The following is a 20,434-nucleotide window of genomic DNA, read 5'->3' as shown; positions in this document are numbered from 1 at the left end:
CTGCTCGCTGCTGGTCAGCTGCTGAGATCGTCGGCCGGCGCGGGCCGGAGCGGGACCTTCCCCGCCTGCCAGCGGTCCGCCAACGTCGGGCGCAGCGGGCGGGCGAGCTGCGTCATGACCCCGCGACCCCGCAGTTCCACGCTCCGACCGAGGACCCAGCGGGCCGCCTCCGTCGCGTCGGCGTGGCGGATCGTCGCCGCGGAGGCCAACACGTGGCCCTGCTCCATCTTGGCCAGGGTGGTGAGTCTGGCGGCTTCGTTCACCGGGTCGCCGATTACCGTGTACTCGAAGCGCTTGGCGTGGCCGATGTGTCCGGCGATGACCGTGCCGTAGGAGACGCCGATGCCGGCGGTCAGCGGCGCGAGCTCGGGGAGCCTGGCCTGGAGTGCGCGAGCGGCGCGCAGGGCCCGGCCGGCCTCGTTCTCCACCTCCAGGGGCGCCCCGAACACGGCGAGCAGGGCATCTCCTTGGAACTTGTTGATGTACCCGCCGTTGCTGTCCACGGCCTCGACGGCGATCCGGAAGAAGTCGTTGAGTACCTGCACGACCTCGGCGGGTTCGTGCGCGGCGGCGAACTCGGTGGAGCCGGTGAGGTCGACGAACAGGACCGCGACCTCACGTTCCTGGCCGCCGAGTTCGGTGCCCCGCTCGAGGGCGTTGCGCGCGACGTCCTCGCCGACGTAGCGGCCGAAGAGGTCCTGGATGGCCTCGCGTTCCTGGAGTCCGGTGACCATCTCGTTGAAGCCCTGTGCGAGTCGCCCGATTTCGGAGCTGTCGTAGATCGTCAGCCGGGTCTCGAGATCGCCCTTCTTGACCAGTTGGACGCCCTCGCGCATCTCGCGCACGGGGTCGGCGATCGAGTCCGAGGTCAGCCCCATGCCGATGGCGCCGGCGATCACGGCGACACTGGCCAGCACGGCGACGGCGACGAGGATGTGGGCGGGGTCTTCGCCGAACAGGCCGAACCACTGTCCGATGAGGATGAGGATCACGCCGGCGATCGGGATGACTGTGGTGAGTGACCAGCCGAGGAAGATGCGCCGACGGATGCCGGGGACGTGCCGGTTGGTCGGGACGCCGCGCGCGAGGGCGCGCACCGTGATGGGGCGCATGATCCGCTCGGCCTGGAGGTAGGAGATCAGGCAGGTGACGACCCCACCGAGGATGCTGGTCACCGCCACGATGAGGGCGAGGCGTGGGGAGTGGCCGACATTGACGACGACGAAGAGGAGAGTTCCGATTCCCCACATGGTTCCCGAGATCAGGGCCTGTTGAAGGGGCAGACGCAGGGTGCGGTTGCGTATCTCGCCGCCGAAATCCCCGCCGGAGCGGTCGGCCCGCAGGACGGGGAACAGGAGCAGGGTCGACGCGATCACGCCGCCGATGAACGCCAGGACGAGGTACCCGATGAACAGGTACTGGTTGAGGAAACGGAACTCGTCCAGGTCGAGAAAGCTGTCGAGCGGGAGGACGAAGCGGAGGAACGCGAACACGAAGACGGCGCCGATGATGTTGGCCTGCACCATCGTCAGTGCATAGACGGGCCAGGGGGTGGCCCACAGCCACCTGAACAACCTGACCCAGTTCTCCATCGACCCCAGCCTAGTTCGCCCCGCTCATCCCGGGTATGCATGTGTGTCGCACCGCGGGGATAAGGTGGGGCCATGCCCGGGGTATTCGATCGTCTGGCCGGCCAGGATGAGGCCGTGGCCCAGTTGCGAGCAGCGGCTGTCGCAGCTCGCGACCGTGTCCCCGGACAGGGTTGGGATTCCGCGGATGCGCGCATGGTGCACGCGTGGCTTTTCACCGGCCCGCCCGGCAGCGGCAGGTCCGTCGCGGCCATGTCGTTCGCGGCCGCGCTGCAGTGCGAGCATCCCGAGATCGTGGGCTGTGGCGAGTGTCGGGCCTGTCACACGGTCCTGGCCGGTACCCATTCCGATGTGCACCTACTGGCCCCGCAGGGGGTCAACATCCTGCTCAAGGACGTGAAGGAGACCGTTCACCGGGCCTCCTCCAGACCGGGGACCGGGCGGTGGCAGATCGTGGTGGTCGAGGAGGCGGACCGGCTGACGGAGCAGTCCGGCAACGCTCTGCTCAAGGTCGTGGAGGAGCCGCCGAGTCGGACGGTATTCCTGTTGTGTTCGCCCACCACGGACCCGATGGACATCATGGTGACCCTCCGTTCGCGGTCGAGAAATGTTGCTCTCCGGCAGCCCGGTGCCGCGGCCGTTGAGTCGGCGCTGCTCGCGGACAGTGGCATCGATCCGGATCTGGCGAGGTGGGCGGCGTCGGTGTCCTCTGGGCATGTCGGTCGTGCGCGGTGGCTGGCCACGGACGAGGCGACCAGGGAGCGGCGCACCACGGTGCTGCAGCTGCCGATGGTCATGCACAACCCGGGGCGCGCGTTCCCGCTGGCGGACCAGTTGGTCAAGACGGCCGAGCAGGAGGCGGTGGCGCGGAACACCGAGTCCGACGAGCGGGAGATCGAAGAACTCCGGACCGCGCTCGGCGCCGGTGGCACGGGCAAGGGCACCGCGTCGGCCGGCAGGGGAGCAACCGGCGCGGTCAAGGAGTTGGAGAAGTTGCAGAAGTCGCGCCGCACCCGGTCGACGCGGGATTCGTTGGATCTCGCGTTGGTCGACCTGGCCGGCTTCTACCGGGACGCGTTGATGGCGTCGCTGGGGGCCCAGGACGTGACACTGGTCCACGCGGACAAGGAGGCGGAGACGGCGCGTCTGGGCGGTCACTATCCGTCCGCGTCCATCCTCGGCGCGATCGAGGCGGTGCAGGAGTGCCGGCGGGCGATCGAGGTCAACGTCAAGCCCAGGTTCGCCGTGGCCGCCATGGTGGGGGCCATCCGCGCAGCCCTGAAGTGAGTGGAGAGAGTCCACCGCGCGGCCTTGAAGTGAGTGGAGGGAGTCCTCCGCGGAGCCTCGAACGACGTGGTGGGCACGGGTGGGGTGACGCGTTTTTTCTGTGGCGGGTCCCGTCGGATATAGTTGCCTCGCCCCACAAGGGCTCGCCGCGTTAGCTCAGTCGGTAGAGCATTTCACTCGTAATGAAAAGGTCGTCGGTTCGATTCCGACACGCGGCTCCACTAGGAGGGCCTCTGACGTGCATCAGCGCGTTAGGGGCCTTTCGAGCATCTGTGCGAAGTCTGCTGTGTGATCACACTATGAACACGAGCGTTCTGCGAAGCGCGACACTGGACGGGTGGCGCGGGGTAAGTTCCCGTGGGTGACGACGACACCAGCGACCTGGATCTGTGACGAATGTGGCGAGACGATCGGCGAGCCCGGACAAGGCATCGTGGTCTGGACGCAGAGTTGGGATGACGATTCCGCAGTTGATCGATTCCGGATTGTTCACAAGGAGACTTCCGGCCGACAGTGCGATCCCGGCGGCAATTCTCGCTGGGTGGACGTTTCTCGCTTGGTCGGAGCAGACGGGCTCGCATACTTGCTGTCGTTCCTCAGCGTCGGGCCGATCCTCGGCGGGGGCGGCCTGAAGATCAGGGACTTCGACAACTATGTGGATACGGTCCGTCGACTCCAAACACCCGGCTACGAACAAGCCCGCTCGAAGTTTGGCAGCCAGGAAGTCGCAGATAATTATGGAGACGCGAATGAGTACTTCCCCTATCTCCCTGAGGAGCTCGAAAAGATCATTCACCTCTAGCGCGCCTGGTTGCGAGGGATGAGCGCGCGCATCGCATCGACAGCTGCGGCGCCCGCATCGTCGTACACGCTCGTGTAAACGTCTGACGTGATCGCCGTGGACGAATGCCCGAGGACGGTCGAGACGACCTTCATGGACGAACCAGAGGCCAGCATCAGGGACGCTGCCGCGTGGCGTAGGTCGTGGAATCGCACAGGCGGTAGATCGGCCTTGAATGCCTGGCGCTGGAACTCCTTCAGGAGCCACGAGGGATCGAGGTCTGTCCCGTCCTCGCGCACGAACACTCGGGAGGTGTGGGAGTAGGCAGGTCCCCAGGCGAGACGATCAGCATTGGTGCGAGCGCGATGGGCCTTGAGGACTTCCACACCCTCCTTGCCGATGGCGACGACGCGACCTGACGCGCTCGACTTGGGCGAGTCCTCCTGAACCTTGCCCACGACGTTGACGAGTTGGCGCTCAATCGTGATCGTGCCTGCGTCCATGTCCACGTCTGCCCATCGAAGGCCGCACACTTCCCCTCGCCTCATGCCCGTGTGCGCAGCGACGTAGAAGAGGGCGTAGAGCCTGTGCTGTTCGACGTGATCGAGGAAGGTTCCAAGGTGATCCCCTCGCCACACCATGACGCTGCTCGGACGCTTCGCCTTACGCCGGGCGAGGGAGGGTGTGGAACCCTCGTTGATCAATCGCTGGACCTCTGCTCGCCACTCGTCCTCACGCCCCCGTGTCCACACAAGGGCCTTCGTGCGAGTCGCAGTGGGCATCTTCACCAGGGCTGCCGGGTTCGTGGAGATGTAGCCCTCACGCACAGCGTCGCTGAGCGCGCTTCTGAGGACCGCTCGCACACGTTGTGTCGTCGCGTTCCCGGTAGACGACGTACGGCGATTCTGGGCGCTGCTGTTGACCTCCTGCAGCATCGCCGTGATGTGATGCGCTCGCAGGTCGGCCAGGGCGATGCCGCCCAGGTGGGGGATGAAGACCTTCTCGATGTAGCGCCTGTAGTGCGCAGCGGTGTTCGCCTTCACGTCGTGCTTGCTGTCGATCCATCGGGTGAGGAAGTCGCCCGTCGTGATGCGCTTGTCTACGCGAATGCCGTTGGCTGCTTGTGCTCGCAGGTCATCCATGACCTTCTCGGCCTCGTCGCGAGTATCGAACCCAGATCGAGAGACCTGTCGGCGCTCGCCTGTGTGCAGCGTGAGGCTGAGCGTAAAAGCCCACGCGCCGTGGTTCGCCCACTGCCCGTTCGCTCGCCTCAACTTGGGGCAGGACCGCCCGAGTTGCTTTCGCTTCCCGGTGCTCGGGTCCAGTTCTGAGCAGCCGCACCGTCGATAGACAGAGCCACGGGCCATTGCTTATTCCTCCATCTGCTGGCGAATGATCTTCGAGAGGCGCTTGGTCATGCCGCCCCGTAGGGTGCGCAGTTCTCGCGGGGACTTGTCGGCGTGCTCGCTGAGGCGCTTGTCGCGTTCGGCGGTGAGCGAGTGGCCCCAGAGGTCCACGGCAATCTGCGTGACCTGCTCCTGGGTGATCCCAAGGACTCGGGCCGCACTTTCGTCTGCGCTGTAGTCCTCGACGGTCGAGAAGTCGACGGACACGACCCGGGAGGGTGTGGGAGTCTCGCCCGCGAGTGCCTCACGGATGACGCTGCGCTTCATGCTCATGTGCTCAGTCACGGCCACATCACCCGTGCCGGCGAACCATGACGAGAGTGGGCACTCGAAAACGATTGAGAGCACGAGCAGTTCGTCAATGGTGATCGACTGACGGCGACCCGTCTCAATCGTCGTGACGTTGGCCTGGGCCCATGAAAGTCCCATCGAGTTGGCCTTGCTCGCTACCTCTGCCTGGCTCAGGCCAGCAGATATGCGCTGCTTGCGTAGGTTCTCGCCGACGATACGACCGGTGCTCGATTCGCTCATGAACAAGACTGTATCACCTTCATGCCACGCGTTTGACTTAGTTCATGAACGCATGGCACATTGTCACCGTTCGATCATGAATCAACTCAGAACGTGACATGAGGAAGGCTAAGTCATGGCTATGACAAGGGAAGAACTGCTGGCATTGCCCGCGACGATCAAGGTGCCGCAACTGGCGAAGGCGCTGGATGTCTCGACGACGTACGTCTATCGAATGATCAAAGAAGACAGGCTGCCGGTGCCGATGCATCAACTGGGTTCGAACTTCAAGTTCCCGACAGCGCCCCTTCTCGACTACCTCGGGATCCGGGACGAGGGAAGTGATCCCACACCTCCCGTGCAGGGCGAGACGATGACTACGCCCAAGGGGACGGTGATCGTCTCTACGAAGCGATACAAGGTCCGCGGTCGATCCATCCTCGGCGCTGATCTGATCGCAGGCGCTCGCCTGTTCGGGGTGGGGGCATGACTGTGGCGATCACCGACGAGGGCGTGGATATCGACCTCGCGATGGAGCACCTGGACCTCATCTTGGGGGAGGCAAAAGGTTATGCATGGCTCGCAAGTTGCGGGCGAGCCGAGGTGGTCAACGGAAAGCCGAAGATGATCAACTGGCAGCAAGAGTCATTCGCGTGGCCAGCAGAGCGAGACGACGTGCGCGAGTACATCGAGACCCACGCGATGACGCGCGAACTGTTCTTCTGTCCGTTCGTGCACAGGAGTGGGGACAGCAAGCGCAAGGGCGCGTCCGTCGAGCGCCAATGGGTGGTTGTCGATCAGGACCGCCCAATGACGAACCCAGGCGCACTGAGGCCCACGCTTGTCGTGAACTCGGGAACGCCGGGTCACTCGCACCTTTACTACTCCGTCCCGGAGGGTGTGGAAGTCGATAAGTACCAAGCGTTCGCGAAGGGGCTGGGTGAGTGCCTTGGGTGTGGGAATGACAAGACGACCGACGAGGGGTTCCTACGGCTACCGGGGACTCGCAACCTTAAACACGACCCGCCGACTCTGTGTGAGGTAGTCGAACGCACGGACGCGACCTACACCCAGCAGGGCCTCAGCGTCGCTGTGAACGTGCGACCGAGTGCACACTCACATGACCGGGTGCCAGGCGCTCAGAATCGCTCTCAGGGCCTTCAATTCGAGCCTGTGAAACCCGCCGTCGTGCCCCGGTCGATCAAGCGAGCACTTCGCGAGGAAGACCCCGGTGACGGGACGGCTCGATTCAAGAGAACCATGCGCCTGGTCAAGGAATGCCAGGAAGCGGGAATGAGTCAGGCGGAAGCGCTGTGGGTGCTCACGAATCACGAGCCGTCCGTGGCGAAGTTCCAGCACGAGGACCGATTGAGGGGCCAGGTCGTCGCGTGCTGGGAGATGAGCACGAGGGACGAGGGGCCGGGAACGCACGAAGACGAGAACGGGCTTTCCCTGCTCGATCTTGACGACCTGCTGACGCGAGGCATTGAGCCCGTCGAATGGCTGGTGCCGCAGGTGTTCCAACGGGGCGGGCTATATCAGGTCGTGAGTTACGCGGGCATGGGCAAGTCATTGCTGATGCTCGATATCTCGCAGCGACTCGCACGAGGCATCGAGGCGCTGCCGGGGGCTGTGATTCCCGACGGGGATTCCACACCCTCCAAGGCGTTGACTGTTCTCTATATCGACGGCGAGAACACGCAACGGATCATCATGTCCCGACTTCAAGAGATGGACGTGAGGGGCCTCAATCGCCTGAAGTACGCCAGTATGCCCCCACTCCTTCCGCTGGACACGGAACGCGGAGGGGCTGAGTTCGTCGCACACGTGCGACGGGTACAGGCTGAGGTTGTCGTGATCGACACGCTCTCTCGCTTCGTAGAAGGAGATGAGAACGACGCAGCGACCTATGCGGCTCTGTACCGCTATGCGCTCGCACCGCTGAGGGCTGACGGCGTGACGATCATCCGCCTGGATCACACGGGCAAGGATCAGTCGAAAGGTGCCCGAGGGTCAAGTGCGAAGAATACCGACGTTGACGGGTCTTGGATTATTCAAGGCGAGAAGAACTCGTCAAGGTTCAAGCTCGTCTGTGACAAGGACCGGACGGGCGACCTCGCATCCGTCGTGCCGATACGTCGAACGCAGGAACCACTCGGGCACGCGGCGACAATGCTGGGCGGGGACGTTCCCACACCCTCCGACGGACTCCTTGATCTGGACTTCACGGAAGTCGATGAAGGCATCCGCCCGTTGGTTGAGGCCGTTGACGATGCAGGCCTTGACCACGACGCGGGCAGGGTTCTGGTTGCGAGGGCAATAAACAAAGCGGGCCTCAAGGCCGGTACCGAGAAGACTCAGCGAGTGATTGCGTATCGAAAAGCGCGAGGCCCGGCCTTGTGAAAGGGCGTTCCCGGAGGGCGTACTGGCGAGTGTCCTTCGGGAACGCTCTTCGGGAACGCTCTTGTGTTCCGGGAACGCCGTACCGTACTGGCGAATAACTGCAGGCAGGACATGTCCCGGAACACTCAGTACGGTCGCCCCAGTCGCGTTTCCGGGACGGTGCGTGTGTGTACGTAGTGCACACACCGCCGGTACGCCGATTCGAGGACGTACTAATGGCTCAGTTGAATCCAACTTCTCTTAGCATTAATTCGATCCGGAAAGGAAGGTAGTTCGATGATTCGACTAAGGCATCTGCGAGGCGCTCTATGCGGAAAGCGAGAGTGGGCGCAGTTTCTACACGGCGGACCGGAAGGGTCCCAGGTCTCGGTGATGGTTCACGTGGACGTTATGTGTCCAGACTGCAATACGCCTCACGGGTGCGTAGACGACGTACTGAACCCGACCGTGATGATTCTTCACCACGACGACACCTGTTGGAAGACGCGGGGATATGTCGTCGAGGTCGGGGAAGAAGCAATCACCGAACACTACTTCCGGACCGAGATCGTTGCACCTGCTAAGGCGAGTGCGTGATTGCTATAGCAATCCAGGCCAGAATTTTTGCCCCTGTCGAAAGGAGAATGAGGAATGGATATCGAGGACCTGAAGGACTACATCGACCAGATGAAGGTCATTGTCGAGGATCACGCGACCTACGCTGTGAGCGTCGAGGCTGAGGTGGACGACTCGCGCACACTCACTGAGGCGGGGGGTGTGGAACGCATCAAGGGGTGGGACGCACAGCGCAAGTGGTCTGATCGTCTCGCAGGCATGCGCGATCAGATTGACGCGGCTGTGGACCAGGCGGTGGAGGACGTGCGCGTGGCTGACGCTGCGATCACTTCGCCCAAGGGCTCAACGGATGAGCGCTCGCTCGCAGAGGCCACGTTCTCGCGTCGCAGGGACAGCATCGTGAGCAGTCTCGAGGCGGAGGAGGGGCAGCGACGCATAGAGAGAGGTGTGGAATTGGTCGCCTCGGAGGGCCACGACGACGCGCTCAAGGCGATCATCACGCAGGAGGTCATCGACCGTCTGGAGACACCCGAGGCTGTGCAGGAGTTCAAGCGTCGCGTCTCGCCTGAGTACGTGCGAGCGAGTGACAACCTGCGAGCGACTGAGCGCATCGCTGCTGTGGCCCGGCACGACCTGGCGATGGCGACTGCACGAATCGACGCAGGGTTCCGTCTCCCTGAGTTCTCGCTCAACTGGGTAGAGGCTGACGCCGCCGCTTGATCGTTCGTTCATTCAGTCTCGCTGTGCAATACGCCGGCGAGACTGAGTGCAGAGGGCGCTAGATTCGCTGCTGAGCGCCTGGCGCCGTCCCGCACGAGTGCATACATGGTCACCGTGTCCCAGACGCTCACAGGCGCTGCTGTGTCCGACCCACCCGCTACGCTGCTGGCATGACGGAAAGCGAACAGCCGCAGATCGAGGACGCACCGAACTCCGCGTACGCGCTGAGGGACTTATTCGAGCGTGTACGAACCTCAGGGAAAGATAACTTCCAGAACGGGTGGGCAAGCGCGTTGGGTGCGGGCTTTCCGTCGCGGGAGTTCTCCGAACGCCATTCGGCGATGATGGACCTATTCGGTGAGGTTTCCGCGACGGTTCGCGCCTTCCCGGACGAATCGCGTGAGTACCGCAGGTATTCCCCTTACCTGCAGAAGTGGCATGGTTACGCCATTGGTTACCCTAATTGGAATGGGGGAATCAAGCTCGCTGACCATCTCGATGTGCCTGTACTCGATCAGCTTGAAAGTCTTGGCCAGTTTCTAGAATCGTCTAACTCGTACCCATCGGGGCAGGCAACGTCCTCTGAACTCACTGAGCTCTTGCGAGCGTTGGAGGCTTTGAAAGACGTAGTCGACGCTGCAGAAGTTGCTCCGGCGATCCGTGATCGGATTGCGTATCATCTTCGTCAGGCTGAGTGGTACATGGCTCACGCTTCCACTTTCGGAGCGGCAGCTATAAAGCGACACGCGACCTCAGCCGCTTCCGAGGGGCTGGGGTTGTTTTCGCGTGTAACCAGCCCCGAACTAAAGAAGAAGATTAGCAATGCGGCATTGTGGATATTCGCCGCGCTTGGACATGTCGAGGATGTAACAGGCGACGTTCACGGGATTATCGAGAACGTGACGGGGACGTACTCTGCGATTGAGCAGGTTGTCGCGACTGATGGTAACGACGAGTCTCAGAGCGACGACTGACTACTCCACTGCCCCCGCACGAGGCGAGGGCAGTCGGGAGGGTGTGGGATTACTCGGCGGGCACGCAGTCCTCGCACAGGGACGAGCCGGAGGCTTCGTCGTGGTACAGGTCGACCTTCGCGCCGCAGTTGTCGCACGGGCCTTGGTCGTTGGCTGCTTCTCGCGCGGCCTGTCGCTCAGCCTCCCAGGCGACGAACTCCTTCTTGACCTTCGCAACGTCCTTCGCGGGCAGGGCGTATCGCTTGCCTGATCCCACACCCTGCGAGGTCGCACGCAGGAACACTCGCAGGGTCTTCGGGTCGGTGCCGACCTTCTCGGCGACCTCGCGGGTGGAGAGAGTCTTGGGTTCGGTCATGGTGTCCTCCTGGGCAGCGGGGGTCTGACGTGAGGACGATAAGAGACTTTGCTCGCTACCCCGAAAGACTCTTGTGCATCATCTCCGACATGCGGAACGCTGCATCGCGTCCACCTGTCCCTCGTGCGGGTCCACCCTTGAGGCGAGCGCGTGTGCAGTCGCGTCGTGCGTCGCGGGTGTCGTCGTGATCGCAGTGTCGGTGTGTCAGGCGCTGGTACCACTCGTAGACGCAGGCCTTGCGCTCCTTGTAGGAGTCAGGGTGCGAGCACAACGTGTGGCACGTGGACGTGGAGTAGTTCTGGTGTGAATGATCGCGCTTCATGTGTCGAATGCTATTGCCGTGCGGGACACGTCGAGCCTCTGCAGTGTGATCACAATGTGCACACACACGTCATTGCACGAGAGTCAGTGAAAGCGATAGGAAACAGGCTTCTTACTGGGCTTTTGTGAATCGGCGTGTGATCACGAATCACGACGTGAGTAGGTTCAGACCTAACTCGTAATGAAAAGGTCGTCGGTTCGATTCCGACACGCGGCTCCACGAAGCACCCACAACCCCGGCCCCGGCCGGGGTTGAGTTTTTCCCGGCGCCGGCCCCGGAGTCGGTGGGCAGGGCGGGACTGGCACCGTACAGAGCGATCGTCGCACCGGCGCCCCTGATTCGCGATCTCGGTAGGCTCGTGAAGAAGTACCGAGAAAGGTCGCCCGTGGAATTCCTCCTCATCGCCGCACTGATCGCGATCACCGTCGCTATGGTCAACCGTAGTCAGAACAAGGGGCAGACGCAGCTGCAGGCGCACCAGAACCGCCACCTCGAGGACTACCGGGCCGAGGCGTCGCGGTGGGTCGAGCGACTTGGTGGTCAGGTGTTCAACATCGACGGGATCGACGACGCGTCCAAGCAGGCCATGGCCGACGCCTCGGAGCGGTACACGTCCGCGGTCGCCGAGTTGGAACGCGCGCAGACGCCCGTGCAGGCGCAGCTGGCCAAGGACACCGCGCTCGAGGGGCTCTATTACGTGCGAGCGGCACGGGAGGCGATGGGTATGGACCCCGGTCCCGAGCTGCCAGCCACCCCGGGTCAGAGCCGGGCGGGGCGCGTGACCGAGGACCGGACCGTCGAGGTGGACGGTCGGACCATGAGCGCGGCCACCGGGCCGAGCGACCAGACGCCCCACTACTACCCGGGCGGCGTAGTGGCCGGGCGGCCCGTTCCCGCCGGCTGGTACTCCGAGCCGTGGTGGGCGTCTGCGCTGGCCAGCGGCATGTGGATGATGAGCTCGATGATGATGTTCAACATGATGTTCGCCGGCATGGCGGGGGTCGGGTACTCCGGTGAGGACTTCGCGTCCGGGGTCGGCGAGGGCGGCGCGGACATGGGTGAGCTCGGCGGTGACATGGGCGGAGATGCCGGTGGCGACGACGGTGGGTTCTTCGACGGCGGACTGTTCGGAGGTGACGGCGGCGACGTGGGCGGAGATGCCGGTGGCGACGGCGGCGGCTTTTTCGACGGCGGAATGTTCGGCGGCGGTGACGGTGGCGGCGGGTTCTTCGGCGGCGGTGGCGACGGCGGAGGCTTCTTCGACGGCGGACTCTTCGACTTCTGACCCACCGCTTCACACGCCGGGCCGACCCCGACGAGACACGCCGGGCCGGCCCCACCGATCAGCCGACTGTCACCAACCTGGACGTCGAGTACCTCTAGCAGGTGGCCAGCACCCGGTCGATCGCGTCACGTTCGGCGTGCGTCACCCACAAGCCGTACCGCTCCTTGACCATGACCTGACGCGCGACGTACGAGCAGCGGAACTCGCGACGCGGCGGTAACCAGGTGGCAGCGTCGCCGTCACTCTTGCTCTGGTTTACGTGCCCGGCCACCGCCAGCAGGTTTAGCGGGTCGTTGGCGAAATCGCGCCGCTGATCCACGGTGAGCCGCTGAGCCCCCTTCTGCCAGGCGTCCGACAGCGCCACCACATGGTCGACCTGTACCTGCGATGAAGTGCCCTGACCGCGCTGGAACTCGATGCGCTCCCCGGAATACGGCCCGGTCAGCACGCCCGTGAGCACCACACAGTCGCGGGTCCCCGGCTTGAGCGTGGCCTCCACCAGGTCGCGACGCAGGATGTCGTTACGGGTGTCGCAGCCGTTGTGCCCGAACTCCACGCCGACATCGTCCGACCAGGCCTGACCGAACAGATCCCGGTCGTACCCCGTCTTGGGCGCCCGTCCCTTGACCTCGAGTTGCCCCACCGCCGCGCGGGCGGCCGGGATCAGCGGGTCGGGCGGGGGACCCGGCGCCGGCGGTGCCGGCTCGCCGGGCGGCGGGGGAGGAAGTGCCGCGTCGGTGCCGGGTGCCGGCGCGGAGGGCGGTGTGGATGCGGGCCCGGACGACGACGGTGCCGCCGACGTGACGGTCTGCGAAATGCCGGGTTCGCCACTCGCTCCGGTTTCCCCGGGACCGGCGACACCGCCCTGGTCCGAGCACCATCCGATTCCCGCCACCACGGCCACGGCCAGGGTGATGCCGAAGACCGAACGGGACGTCGTGGAACTCATGCCGGGCACCATAACCCCCGCCTCCGACACGACCGTCAGGGCGCGGCAGTCAGGGCTTGTCGGACGCGGGCGCTAGCCTGACCCGCGATGACGACCACAGACCGGACACCGCCCGAGGCCCCGCTCCCGGGTGCCGCGGGGACTCAGTTCCCGGGTGCCGCGGGCACCCTGCGCGCGCCGTCGGTGCGTGGAACGGTCGCGATGTGCGCGGTGGTCGTGATGGCGGCCGTGGCCGTGCGCACGTGGGTGGCCGCCGCCGGCTGGTTCTACTGGGACGACCTCATCCTCCACGGACTGGCGGCCCGGCACCCGTGGCCCTCGCCGGAGTTGCTGTTGACGGACCACGACGGGCACCTCATGCCCGGCGGCATGGCGCTGGCGTGGATCGCCGCCCACGTCGCACCCCTGGAATTCCGGGTGCCTCTCGTGCAGATCGCGATCCTCCAGACGCTCGCGGGCGCGGCGTACGCCCGCTTGCTGTGGGTGCTGCTCCGGGGCAGGCCCGTGCTCCTGGTCCCGCTCACCGCGGGACTGGCCCTCCCACTGGGACTTCCCTCGGCCACCTGGTGGGCCTCCGCGCTCAACGTGCTCCCTCTCGTCGCCGCGCTGTGCTGGGGTGTTGCCGAGATGGTCCGACTCGACCGGACCGGGCGGCGTCGACATGCGGTCGGGGCGGCGCTGGCGACGATCGTGGGTCTGCTGTTCGTGGAGAAGGCGTTCGTCATCCCCGTGGTCTGTGCGGCAGGGCTGCTCGCCTGCTGGTGGATCGCCGGGGGAGGCCGACGCGAACTCAGTGAGATGTGGCACCGCACGCGTCAGGCCTGGGCCGCACAGGTGGTGATCGTGGCGGCGTGGGCGGCGGTCTTCGTCGTCGTCGTCGGGAGGTTGGGCGGTGGGGACTCCCCCAGCGACGCCGAGGGCACCCGCCCGGGCTTTCTGTCGCTCGTCGACACCGCCTACCACTCGGCCGTGGTCCCGACGCTGGCCGGTGGACCGTGGCGGTGGGAGCGTTGGCATCCGGGCCCGCCCATGGCGGACCCGCCGGTGGTCGCGGTGGCACTCGGCGTGCTCGCCTGCCTCGCTGTGGTCACGTGGTCGCTGGTCACCCGGCGGCGTACCGGTCCGATCTGGGTGGGGGTGGCCCTGTACCCGTTGGTCGCCGTGGTGCTGGTCGCCGTGGGCCGCGCGGGACCGGACACCGCCGCGGAGATCGTGGACACCCTCCGCTACCACGCGGAGTTCCCGGTCATCGTCGGTGCGGCGGTGGCCTTGGCCCTGTCCGCGCCGCGGCGCCGGACCGTGGGCACGCCGGAGATGCGTCGGGCAGCCACGGCGGTGGCGCTCATCGCGGTGCTGGTCTCGTCGGCGGTGTCGACTGTGACGTTCCGCCAGGTGTGGTCGGAACAGCCGTCGCGGGACTACACGATCCCGCTGCTGGAGACCCTGCGCGAGCGGTCCGTTCCGATGCTCGACCAGCAGGTCCCCGTCGAGGTCCTGCTCCCGGTCACCGCGCCCGCGAACAGGGTGTCAGCGGTGGTCGCCGGGGTCCCCGAGATGCCGGAAATGGGGGACTGGACCACGGATCCGGTGCTCATCGACGAGCAGGGACAGCTCCATCCGGCCCAGGTGGCGTTCGGTCGCACCATCGGGCAGGGCCCCGAGCCGGGCTGTGGGTTCCGGATCGGGCCGGGCGGCGACAGGCTCGACCTGGACGGCCCGCTGCTCGGGCGGGAATGGGTGGTTCAGCTCAACCTGTTCGCCGACGCCCCGGGCGAGGTGGCGGTCCGGCTCGACGAGGGTGGGGACACCGTCGCCCCGGTCGAGGCCGGACTGAGCACGGTTTACCTCCGCGTCGAGGGCGCGGGAACAGGGGTGACCGTGACGCCACGCGGAGGCGTCGACGAGCTGTGTATCGGCAGCGGACCTGTCGGAGTCCTCGTGCCGCGATGAGGAGACGGCCGGCGGTGCCCCATAATGGGCGGGTAGGTAGGCACGGGGAGAACGGAGGCGGGTCATCGACATCGCGTTGGTCATGATCACGCTCGTCGCACTTCTCGTGGTGCCCGGAGCGATCGTCGGTCTGGCCGCGCAGTTGCCACTGCGGATGTCAGTGGCCACGTCGATCCCCGTGTCGTTCGGCATCGCCGCGATCGCCGGCTACGTCTACGGCCGCATATCGGTCCCGTGGTCCCTCGGCGGGTACGCGGTGGCCACTGCCGTCACCACCGCGGTGGTCGGCCTCGTGGGGCTGCTGATCACCGGCGCGGGCTGGCTACGTCGACGGCTTCGGAACCGCCGCAAGGGTGAGGCCACGGGCGCCGGTCGCGGCCGAGGTGGGCGTCGCGGCCGGCCCGGCCGCCTCGGCCGCCCACGTCGACACGGTGGCACCGGTCGCCGGCGTCAGCGCCGGCGGGGGGCCGCACGGGTGGGCGGCGAGCCGCGCGACGCAGGCGTGGACACCGCTGGCGGGACCGACGGGCGGTCCTGGTGGTGGCTGCTGCCAGGCGCGGCGGTCGTGGTCAGTGCCTGGTTGATCGGCCAGATGATCATCACCGAACTGTCGGCGACCCCCGGCGGCATGGCGAATGTGTTCCAGGGCTGGGACGCCCACTGGCACGCCAACTACATCCGGTTCATCCACGATCTCGGACTGGCCTCACCCGATCACGCCGGCGAGCTGCGCTACCCGGAGAACGGCGCGACCCTCTACTACCCGAGCACCTGGCACGCGATCGCCGCACTCGTCATGACGCTCCGTGGGATCGGGGCGGTGGAGGCGTACAACCTCGTGCAGATCGGTTCCGTCGCGGTGGTCTTCCCCCTCGGAGTGGCGGCCCTGGCGTGGATCATCACGCACCGCCGGTACTCGCGCGCCGTGGTGGCCACCTCGGCGGCGGTCGCCGCCATGGCCACGCCACTGTTCCCGGGCCTGCCGTTCGTCGAGGTGATGGTCGCCGCGACACCGTCGGCGGTCGCGAACGGGATGGCCGGACTCGGCGCGGCCGTCGTGGTGGCCGCCCTGGCCGATCGCCGGCTTATCCCCGCAGGTGCCCTGGGACTCGTCGGGATCGGCGGGGTGCACCCGTCGGGCATGGTCACCGTCGCGGTGATCGTGCTGTTCTGGTGGTTGTTCGAGGGACTGTGGCGACCGGTCCGGGGCCGCATCCGTGACTTCGCGGTGCTGGCCGGGATCGGACTGGCCGGCGTGCTCACGTTGCTGCCGCAGATCCTCACCGTCTCCGCCGAGGCGGACGACATCTCGGCGTTCGAGTTCCAGACAGGCGCGGACCGCGCGGCCACGTGGGGCAAGGCGGTCGCACTCCAGGTGCGGCACGTGCAGGACTGGGGCGTGCGCTGGGTCCTTCTCTCCCTGGCCGCGGTCGGGTTGATCGTGATGCTGCGCCGACTGGTCTTCTGGCCCCTGCTGCTGTGGGCCGGACTGCTGGTGGTGTGCGTCAACGCGATGAACGTCTTCGGCAACTGGACCGGCGGCGCCCTGCGGGCCCTCGGCAGCGTCTACTACAACGATCCCCGCCGGATCGGAGTCGTGATGGCCGTACTCGTCGCGGCGGCCGTGGGCGTGGGGGTGGGCGCCTTCGTCCAGATTCTGGCCGGCTGGCTGGGCCGCCTGGTGGACCCGATCACCGACCCGAACGGCAGCGGCGTGGCGCTCGCGCGCGTCGCGGTGGCGCTCGCCGCCCTGACGGGCGTCGGCTCGTGGGTCGTCCAGACCTCGCCCGAGTACGCGGTCGCCGCCGGGGTGAACCAACGTTGGGGACGCATGGTCGACGTCCACGACCTGCGTGCCTTCACCTGGCTCTCCGAGCAACCACAGGCCTACTCCGGACTGATCTACACCAATCCCGACGAGGGCTCGGGCTGGATGTACGCCACCGACGGCCTGCCGTCCACGTCCAGGCACTACCTCTACTCCGGGGACACCACACCGCTCACCGACTACCTGTTCCACACCATGGACAGGGCGGGCACCGACCCGGAGGTGGACCGCGCCCTCGCCGACCTGGGCGTCACCTACATCTACGTCAGCCCGCCGAACTACTGGCATTTCCAGAAGGACAACAAGGCCCTGCTCGAACTGGATGCGACACCGGGCCTGGTCAAGGTCTACCGGGACTCGCACGTGCGGATCTTCGCGGTCCGCGCCGCCTTCACCGAGCCGGAACTCGCGCAGATCCTCGCCGACTCCCCGTTCCCGCCCGAGCGTCGCACCCCGCTCACGCTCGCGACCGAGCTGCGCGGACCGGAGTGACCAGCACCGGCGGTGCAGGGGTGACCGCCACCGGCGGTGCAGGGGTGACCGCCACCGGCGGTGCGGGGGCGGCCGGCACCGGCGGCGCGGGGTGACGGCCCGGTAGGACGGCCGTATTCTGGGCGGGGACGTCCAGAGGGGATGCCAGCGGCCGAACCGCCGCACACCGGAGGGGGACCACTTGCGCGCACTGGTGACGGGCGGGGCCGGCTTCATCGGCTCGACCCTCGTGGACAGACTGCTCGACGAGGGCCACGACGTGACGGTCGTCGACGACCTGTCTCGCGGGCGGCTCGAGAACCTCACCACGGCGCGTGAGTCAGGGGACCGCTTCGCGTTCCACCAGGTCTCCCTCACCGACCCGGCGATCGAGCAGATCATCGCCGAGGCCCGCCCCGAGGTGATCTTCCACCTGGCCGCGCAGATCGACGTGCGCCTGTCGGTGGAGGACCCGGTGCACGATGCGCAGGTCAACGTGGTGGGCACCGTGCGACTGGCCGAGGCGGCACGCCGGGCCGGGGTACGCCGGATCGTGTTCACCTCCTCAGGGGGATCGATCTACGGTCCCGTCACCGAACTGCCCGTCGCTGAGTCGAGGCCGGTGGACCCGCTCAGCCCGTACGCGGCGGGCAAGGTCGCCGGTGAGATCTACCTCGAGATGTTCTCCCGGCTGTACGGGATCGAGTGGGCGGGCGTGGCCCCGGCGAATGTCTACGGTCCACGTCAGGACCCGCACGGTGAGGCCGGCGTGGTGGCGATCTTCTCCCAGCGTCTGCTGGCCGGAGAGCCCACCCGCGTGTTCGGCGACGGCGGAAACACCCGCGACTACGTGTTCGTCGACGACGTGGTGGACGCATTCGTCCGGGCCTCGCGGGTCGAGGGCGCGGCGGGGATGCGCTTCAACATCGGCACCGGCATCGAGACCTCCGACCGCGGCCTGCACACGCTGGTCGCCGAGGCCGCAGGTGCGGAGGACGACCCGGATTACGCGCCCGCCCGCCTCGGCGACGTGGCCCGCTCCGCGCTGGACGCCGGCCGCGCCGGTGAGGTGCTGGGCTGGAGCCCCCAGGTGTCGATCCGCGAGGGCGTGGCCCGCACGGTCGACTACTTCCGCGGCTGACCCGCCCGGGGCGCGGGGATCTCGACCAGCTCATCGGGTGCCTCCCACAGCACCTCGGGCTCGGAGTACGGGGCGTCGTCCCGCCGGAGCCACAGCCCGATGAGGTGTCGGCGGACGATCGGCAGCATCCGGCCCTCCTCGCCGCGGCCAACACCCGTGTGCCTGGCGCGGATCTCCCGCTCGCGCCACAGCGGCGCCGTCCCGCCGAGCATCACCGTGAGCATCGCGCGGAACGCCCCACAGTCCCGGTCGAACACCCCGCCGTGGCCGCGCGTGCCGTAGACGAGCTCGTCGTCGTCGAAAAATCCGGTGTCCAGTCGCACCACACCGTCCGCCAGGTCGGCGTGGCTCCCGCGCCGGCGCAGACCGAACCGGACCTGCAGCAACTCGACGGGGTCGGCGGGCGCGGTGAACGAGAACCGCCGCACGGGCCCGGGGGCGCGCCAGTCCGCGGGGCCGCGCACGCCCACGCCGAGGTCCGGTGACTCGGCATAGATGATCCTGTCGGCGCGCAGGCCGAGGCGCTCGGCGGTGCCGACGATCCGGCCGCCGTACGAGTGCCCCACGACCGTCACCTCGGCGCCGGGGCAGTCGATCTCGATGAGTCGGTCGACTTCGCGGCAGAAGCGGACCAGGCGCGGTGCCATCTCGAGCGCGAAATGCGGTCGTCCGGCGTCGGTCATGATGTCCTGCGGGAACTCGCCGTCGAGGTAGGCCACGGCGACCAGGCGGCCGTCGGAGGCGGCGACCAGGTCCTCCACGACGTCGGTGTTGACGTGCGACATGTCGAGGTTGGTGCCGGTGCCGGGCACGTAGACGGCCACGGCCTCGGTCCGCGGCCCCGGGGTGCCCACCACCTCGATCATCCGCCCGCCGCGCCGCGCGGAGAACCCCACGAAGGAGCGACGACGACGAGCCGTCCGCCGCGCCATGGTCTCGAGCCGACCGATTCTCGGGCTCCAGGGGGTGCCCGCGATCTGCTCTCGGTGCAGTGCGCGCCGGACGGACACCGCGTTGGCCCGGGCCCGCACGGCCCACGGGACCCCGTACGTGCCGCCCACGGCCTCGGGCTCGGCCAGCGCCAGCAGGCGCCTGTCGGCGCGGGTCATGTGCTCGATGGTCGAGTACACCTCGTCGGGGTCGGCGTCGGCCCACGCCGCGACGGTGGCCCGGGTGTCGAGGCCGGCGGCGACATCCGCGGGAGGGTGCACGCTCGTGCCGGTCAATCGGGCGAGGTCGGCGAGCGCGTTGTCGACGGCCCGGTCGAGCGTGGCGCGCAGGCGATCACGCTCGGGTCCGGGGAGCGGGTCCGGTCCGTCCACGTCGTCCCAGCTGTCCTCGGCGAGTTCGACGAGCCGGTAGATGCCAGCGAGGACCTCGGACAGCCCGCGGGCCTCGCCGTCGAGTGCCTCGGCGAGTCCGGCCAGGGCGGGGGAGTCGACGGGAGCGGAACAGACGGCGTCGCGTGCGGTGGTGATGCCGTCCCGGGCGGCGACGATCTCGGCGGCCATGTCCAGCAGCCGCGTCACCGCCGGTGGCGGCGGGTTCTCGGGGATGGCGCCGCTCACCGCGGCCGCCGGACGGGCTGGGAGTCCGCGATCGCCCTCGCGGCCTCGGCGACGGCGGTGTCGGTCATCGTCCCGTCCGCCAGCGAGCCGGCGAGTTCGAGCAGGTGTGAGACGCGGTCGGCGGAGGGATGGAGAAGGGCGCGCAGCCGCGGGTCGATGTCGTCGTTGTCGTCGTCATCCCCGCCCGGTCGAGGACCGCCGGCGGTGAGGGCGTCGAGGCGGTCAGCAGCTACGTCGGGACGGCGAGCGGCTCCGTCGAGTCGATGAGACGCTACCTCGAGGCGGGCGCGCAGGCGGGCGGCCTCGGCCCGGACGTCGTCACCGGCGTCCACGGCGCGGC

18 protein-coding genes and 1 tRNA gene are annotated in these 20,434 nt (G+C 67.1%); 11 read left to right on the top strand and 8 right to left on the bottom strand.

Annotated features, from left to right (window positions below; all coding sequences use genetic code 11):
* Positions 1–14 precede the first annotated feature (14 nt).
* Complete coding sequence (locus OPF83_RS09770) at positions 15–1,592, bottom strand: adenylate/guanylate cyclase domain-containing protein (RefSeq protein WP_264887253.1); 1,578 nt, start codon at positions 1,590–1,592, stop codon at positions 15–17.
* Between the two features lie 72 nt (positions 1,593–1,664).
* On the opposite strand from OPF83_RS09770, the gene OPF83_RS09765 reads away from it, so the two are divergent.
* The 3 genes from OPF83_RS09765 to OPF83_RS09755 all read left to right on the top strand — a co-directional run bounded on the left by OPF83_RS09765 (position 1,665) and on the right by OPF83_RS09755 (position 3,678).
* A complete protein-coding gene (locus OPF83_RS09765; protein WP_264887252.1) occupies positions 1,665–2,876 on the top strand; it encodes a DNA polymerase III subunit delta' in 1,212 nt (403 codons plus the stop codon).
* 145 nt (positions 2,877–3,021) lie between these two features.
* A tRNA-Thr gene (locus OPF83_RS09760) sits at positions 3,022–3,097 on the top strand.
* Positions 3,098–3,237: 140 nt separating this feature from the next.
* Positions 3,238–3,678, top strand: a complete 441-nt coding sequence (locus OPF83_RS09755; RefSeq protein WP_264887251.1) for a hypothetical protein — start codon at positions 3,238–3,240, stop codon at positions 3,676–3,678.
* Here OPF83_RS09755 and OPF83_RS09750 read toward each other — a convergent pair.
* Together OPF83_RS09750 and OPF83_RS09745 are read right to left on the bottom strand one after the other, a co-directional pair.
* Complete coding sequence (locus OPF83_RS09750; RefSeq protein ID WP_264887250.1) at positions 3,675–5,024, bottom strand: site-specific integrase; 1,350 nt, start codon at positions 5,022–5,024, stop codon at positions 3,675–3,677. The genes OPF83_RS09755 and OPF83_RS09750 overlap by 4 nt on opposite strands.
* A 3-nt stretch (positions 5,025–5,027) precedes the next feature.
* Complete coding sequence (locus tag OPF83_RS09745) at positions 5,028–5,594, bottom strand: helix-turn-helix domain-containing protein (RefSeq protein WP_264887249.1); 567 nt, start codon at positions 5,592–5,594, stop codon at positions 5,028–5,030.
* Between the two features lie 115 nt (positions 5,595–5,709).
* Here OPF83_RS09745 and OPF83_RS09740 point away from each other — a divergent pair, with 115 nt between their 5' ends.
* The 4 genes from OPF83_RS09740 (at position 5,710) to OPF83_RS09725 (ending at position 10,225) form a co-directional block, all read left to right on the top strand.
* Complete coding sequence (locus tag OPF83_RS09740; protein WP_264887248.1) at positions 5,710–6,063, top strand: AlpA family transcriptional regulator; 354 nt, start codon at positions 5,710–5,712, stop codon at positions 6,061–6,063.
* Positions 6,060–7,976, top strand: a complete 1,917-nt coding sequence (locus OPF83_RS09735) for an AAA family ATPase (RefSeq protein WP_264887247.1) — start codon at positions 6,060–6,062, stop codon at positions 7,974–7,976. The genes OPF83_RS09740 and OPF83_RS09735 overlap by 4 nt, the downstream gene beginning before the upstream one ends.
* A 630-nt stretch (positions 7,977–8,606) precedes the next feature.
* Positions 8,607–9,251 carry a hypothetical protein gene (locus tag OPF83_RS09730; protein WP_264887246.1) on the top strand — a complete coding sequence of 215 codons (645 nt, stop codon included), beginning with the start codon at positions 8,607–8,609 and terminating at the stop codon, positions 9,249–9,251.
* 170 nt (positions 9,252–9,421) lie between these two features.
* On the top strand, positions 9,422–10,225 hold the full coding sequence (locus tag OPF83_RS09725; protein WP_264887245.1) for a hypothetical protein: 804 nt from the start codon (positions 9,422–9,424) through the stop codon (positions 10,223–10,225).
* Between the two features lie 49 nt (positions 10,226–10,274).
* On the opposite strand, the gene OPF83_RS09720 is transcribed toward OPF83_RS09725, so the two are convergent.
* Both OPF83_RS09720 and OPF83_RS09715 read right to left on the bottom strand, forming a co-directional pair.
* Positions 10,275–10,580 carry a hypothetical protein gene (locus tag OPF83_RS09720; protein WP_264887244.1) on the bottom strand — a complete coding sequence of 102 codons (306 nt, stop codon included), beginning with the start codon at positions 10,578–10,580 and terminating at the stop codon, positions 10,275–10,277.
* 55 nt (positions 10,581–10,635) lie between these two features.
* Positions 10,636–10,902: a hypothetical protein gene (locus OPF83_RS09715; protein WP_264887243.1), complete on the bottom strand. Its 267-nt coding sequence runs from the start codon at positions 10,900–10,902 to the stop codon at positions 10,636–10,638.
* Between the two features lie 385 nt (positions 10,903–11,287).
* On the opposite strand from OPF83_RS09715, the gene OPF83_RS09710 reads away from it, so the two are divergent.
* Positions 11,288–12,187 (top strand): DUF1542 domain-containing protein, encoded by a 900-nt coding sequence (locus tag OPF83_RS09710; RefSeq protein WP_264887242.1) that lies wholly within the window; start codon positions 11,288–11,290, stop codon positions 12,185–12,187.
* A 94-nt stretch (positions 12,188–12,281) separates the two neighbouring features.
* Here OPF83_RS09710 and OPF83_RS09705 read toward each other — a convergent pair whose 3' ends face one another.
* Positions 12,282–13,136 carry an HNH endonuclease family protein gene (locus OPF83_RS09705; RefSeq protein ID WP_375546244.1) on the bottom strand — a complete coding sequence of 285 codons (855 nt, stop codon included), beginning with the start codon at positions 13,134–13,136 and terminating at the stop codon, positions 12,282–12,284.
* 87 nt (positions 13,137–13,223) lie between these two features.
* On the opposite strand from OPF83_RS09705, the gene OPF83_RS09700 reads away from it, so the two are divergent.
* The 3 genes from OPF83_RS09700 to OPF83_RS09690 all read left to right on the top strand — a co-directional run bounded on the left by OPF83_RS09700 (position 13,224) and on the right by OPF83_RS09690 (position 18,526).
* A complete protein-coding gene (locus OPF83_RS09700; RefSeq protein WP_264887240.1) occupies positions 13,224–15,086 on the top strand; it encodes a hypothetical protein in 1,863 nt (620 codons plus the stop codon).
* A gap of 82 nt (positions 15,087–15,168) precedes the next feature.
* Positions 15,169–17,406 carry a DUF6541 family protein gene (locus OPF83_RS09695; RefSeq protein WP_264887239.1) on the top strand — a complete coding sequence of 746 codons (2,238 nt, stop codon included), beginning with the start codon at positions 15,169–15,171 and terminating at the stop codon, positions 17,404–17,406.
* A gap of 181 nt (positions 17,407–17,587) precedes the next feature.
* Entirely contained in the window at positions 17,588–18,526 is a 939-nt protein-coding gene (locus OPF83_RS09690; protein WP_264887237.1) for an NAD-dependent epimerase/dehydratase family protein, read from the top strand.
* Here OPF83_RS09690 and OPF83_RS09685 read toward each other — a convergent pair.
* Entirely contained in the window at positions 18,511–20,094 is a 1,584-nt protein-coding gene (locus OPF83_RS09685) for an alpha/beta hydrolase family protein (RefSeq protein ID WP_264887235.1), read from the bottom strand. The two genes, OPF83_RS09690 and OPF83_RS09685, sit on opposite strands and share 16 nt — an antisense overlap.
* Positions 20,091–20,426 carry a hypothetical protein gene (locus OPF83_RS09680; RefSeq protein ID WP_264887233.1) on the bottom strand — a complete coding sequence of 112 codons (336 nt, stop codon included), beginning with the start codon at positions 20,424–20,426 and terminating at the stop codon, positions 20,091–20,093. The genes OPF83_RS09685 and OPF83_RS09680 overlap by 4 nt, the downstream gene beginning before the upstream one ends.
* Positions 20,427–20,434 lie beyond the last annotated feature (8 nt).

The sequence above is a fragment of the Dietzia sp. NCCP-2495 genome, from assembly GCF_026011735.1.
Classification (GTDB): Bacteria; Actinomycetota; Actinomycetes; order Mycobacteriales; family Mycobacteriaceae; genus Dietzia.
The sequence above is the reverse complement of the archived record's forward strand: the minus strand, read 5'-3'. Positions and strand labels throughout refer to the sequence as shown.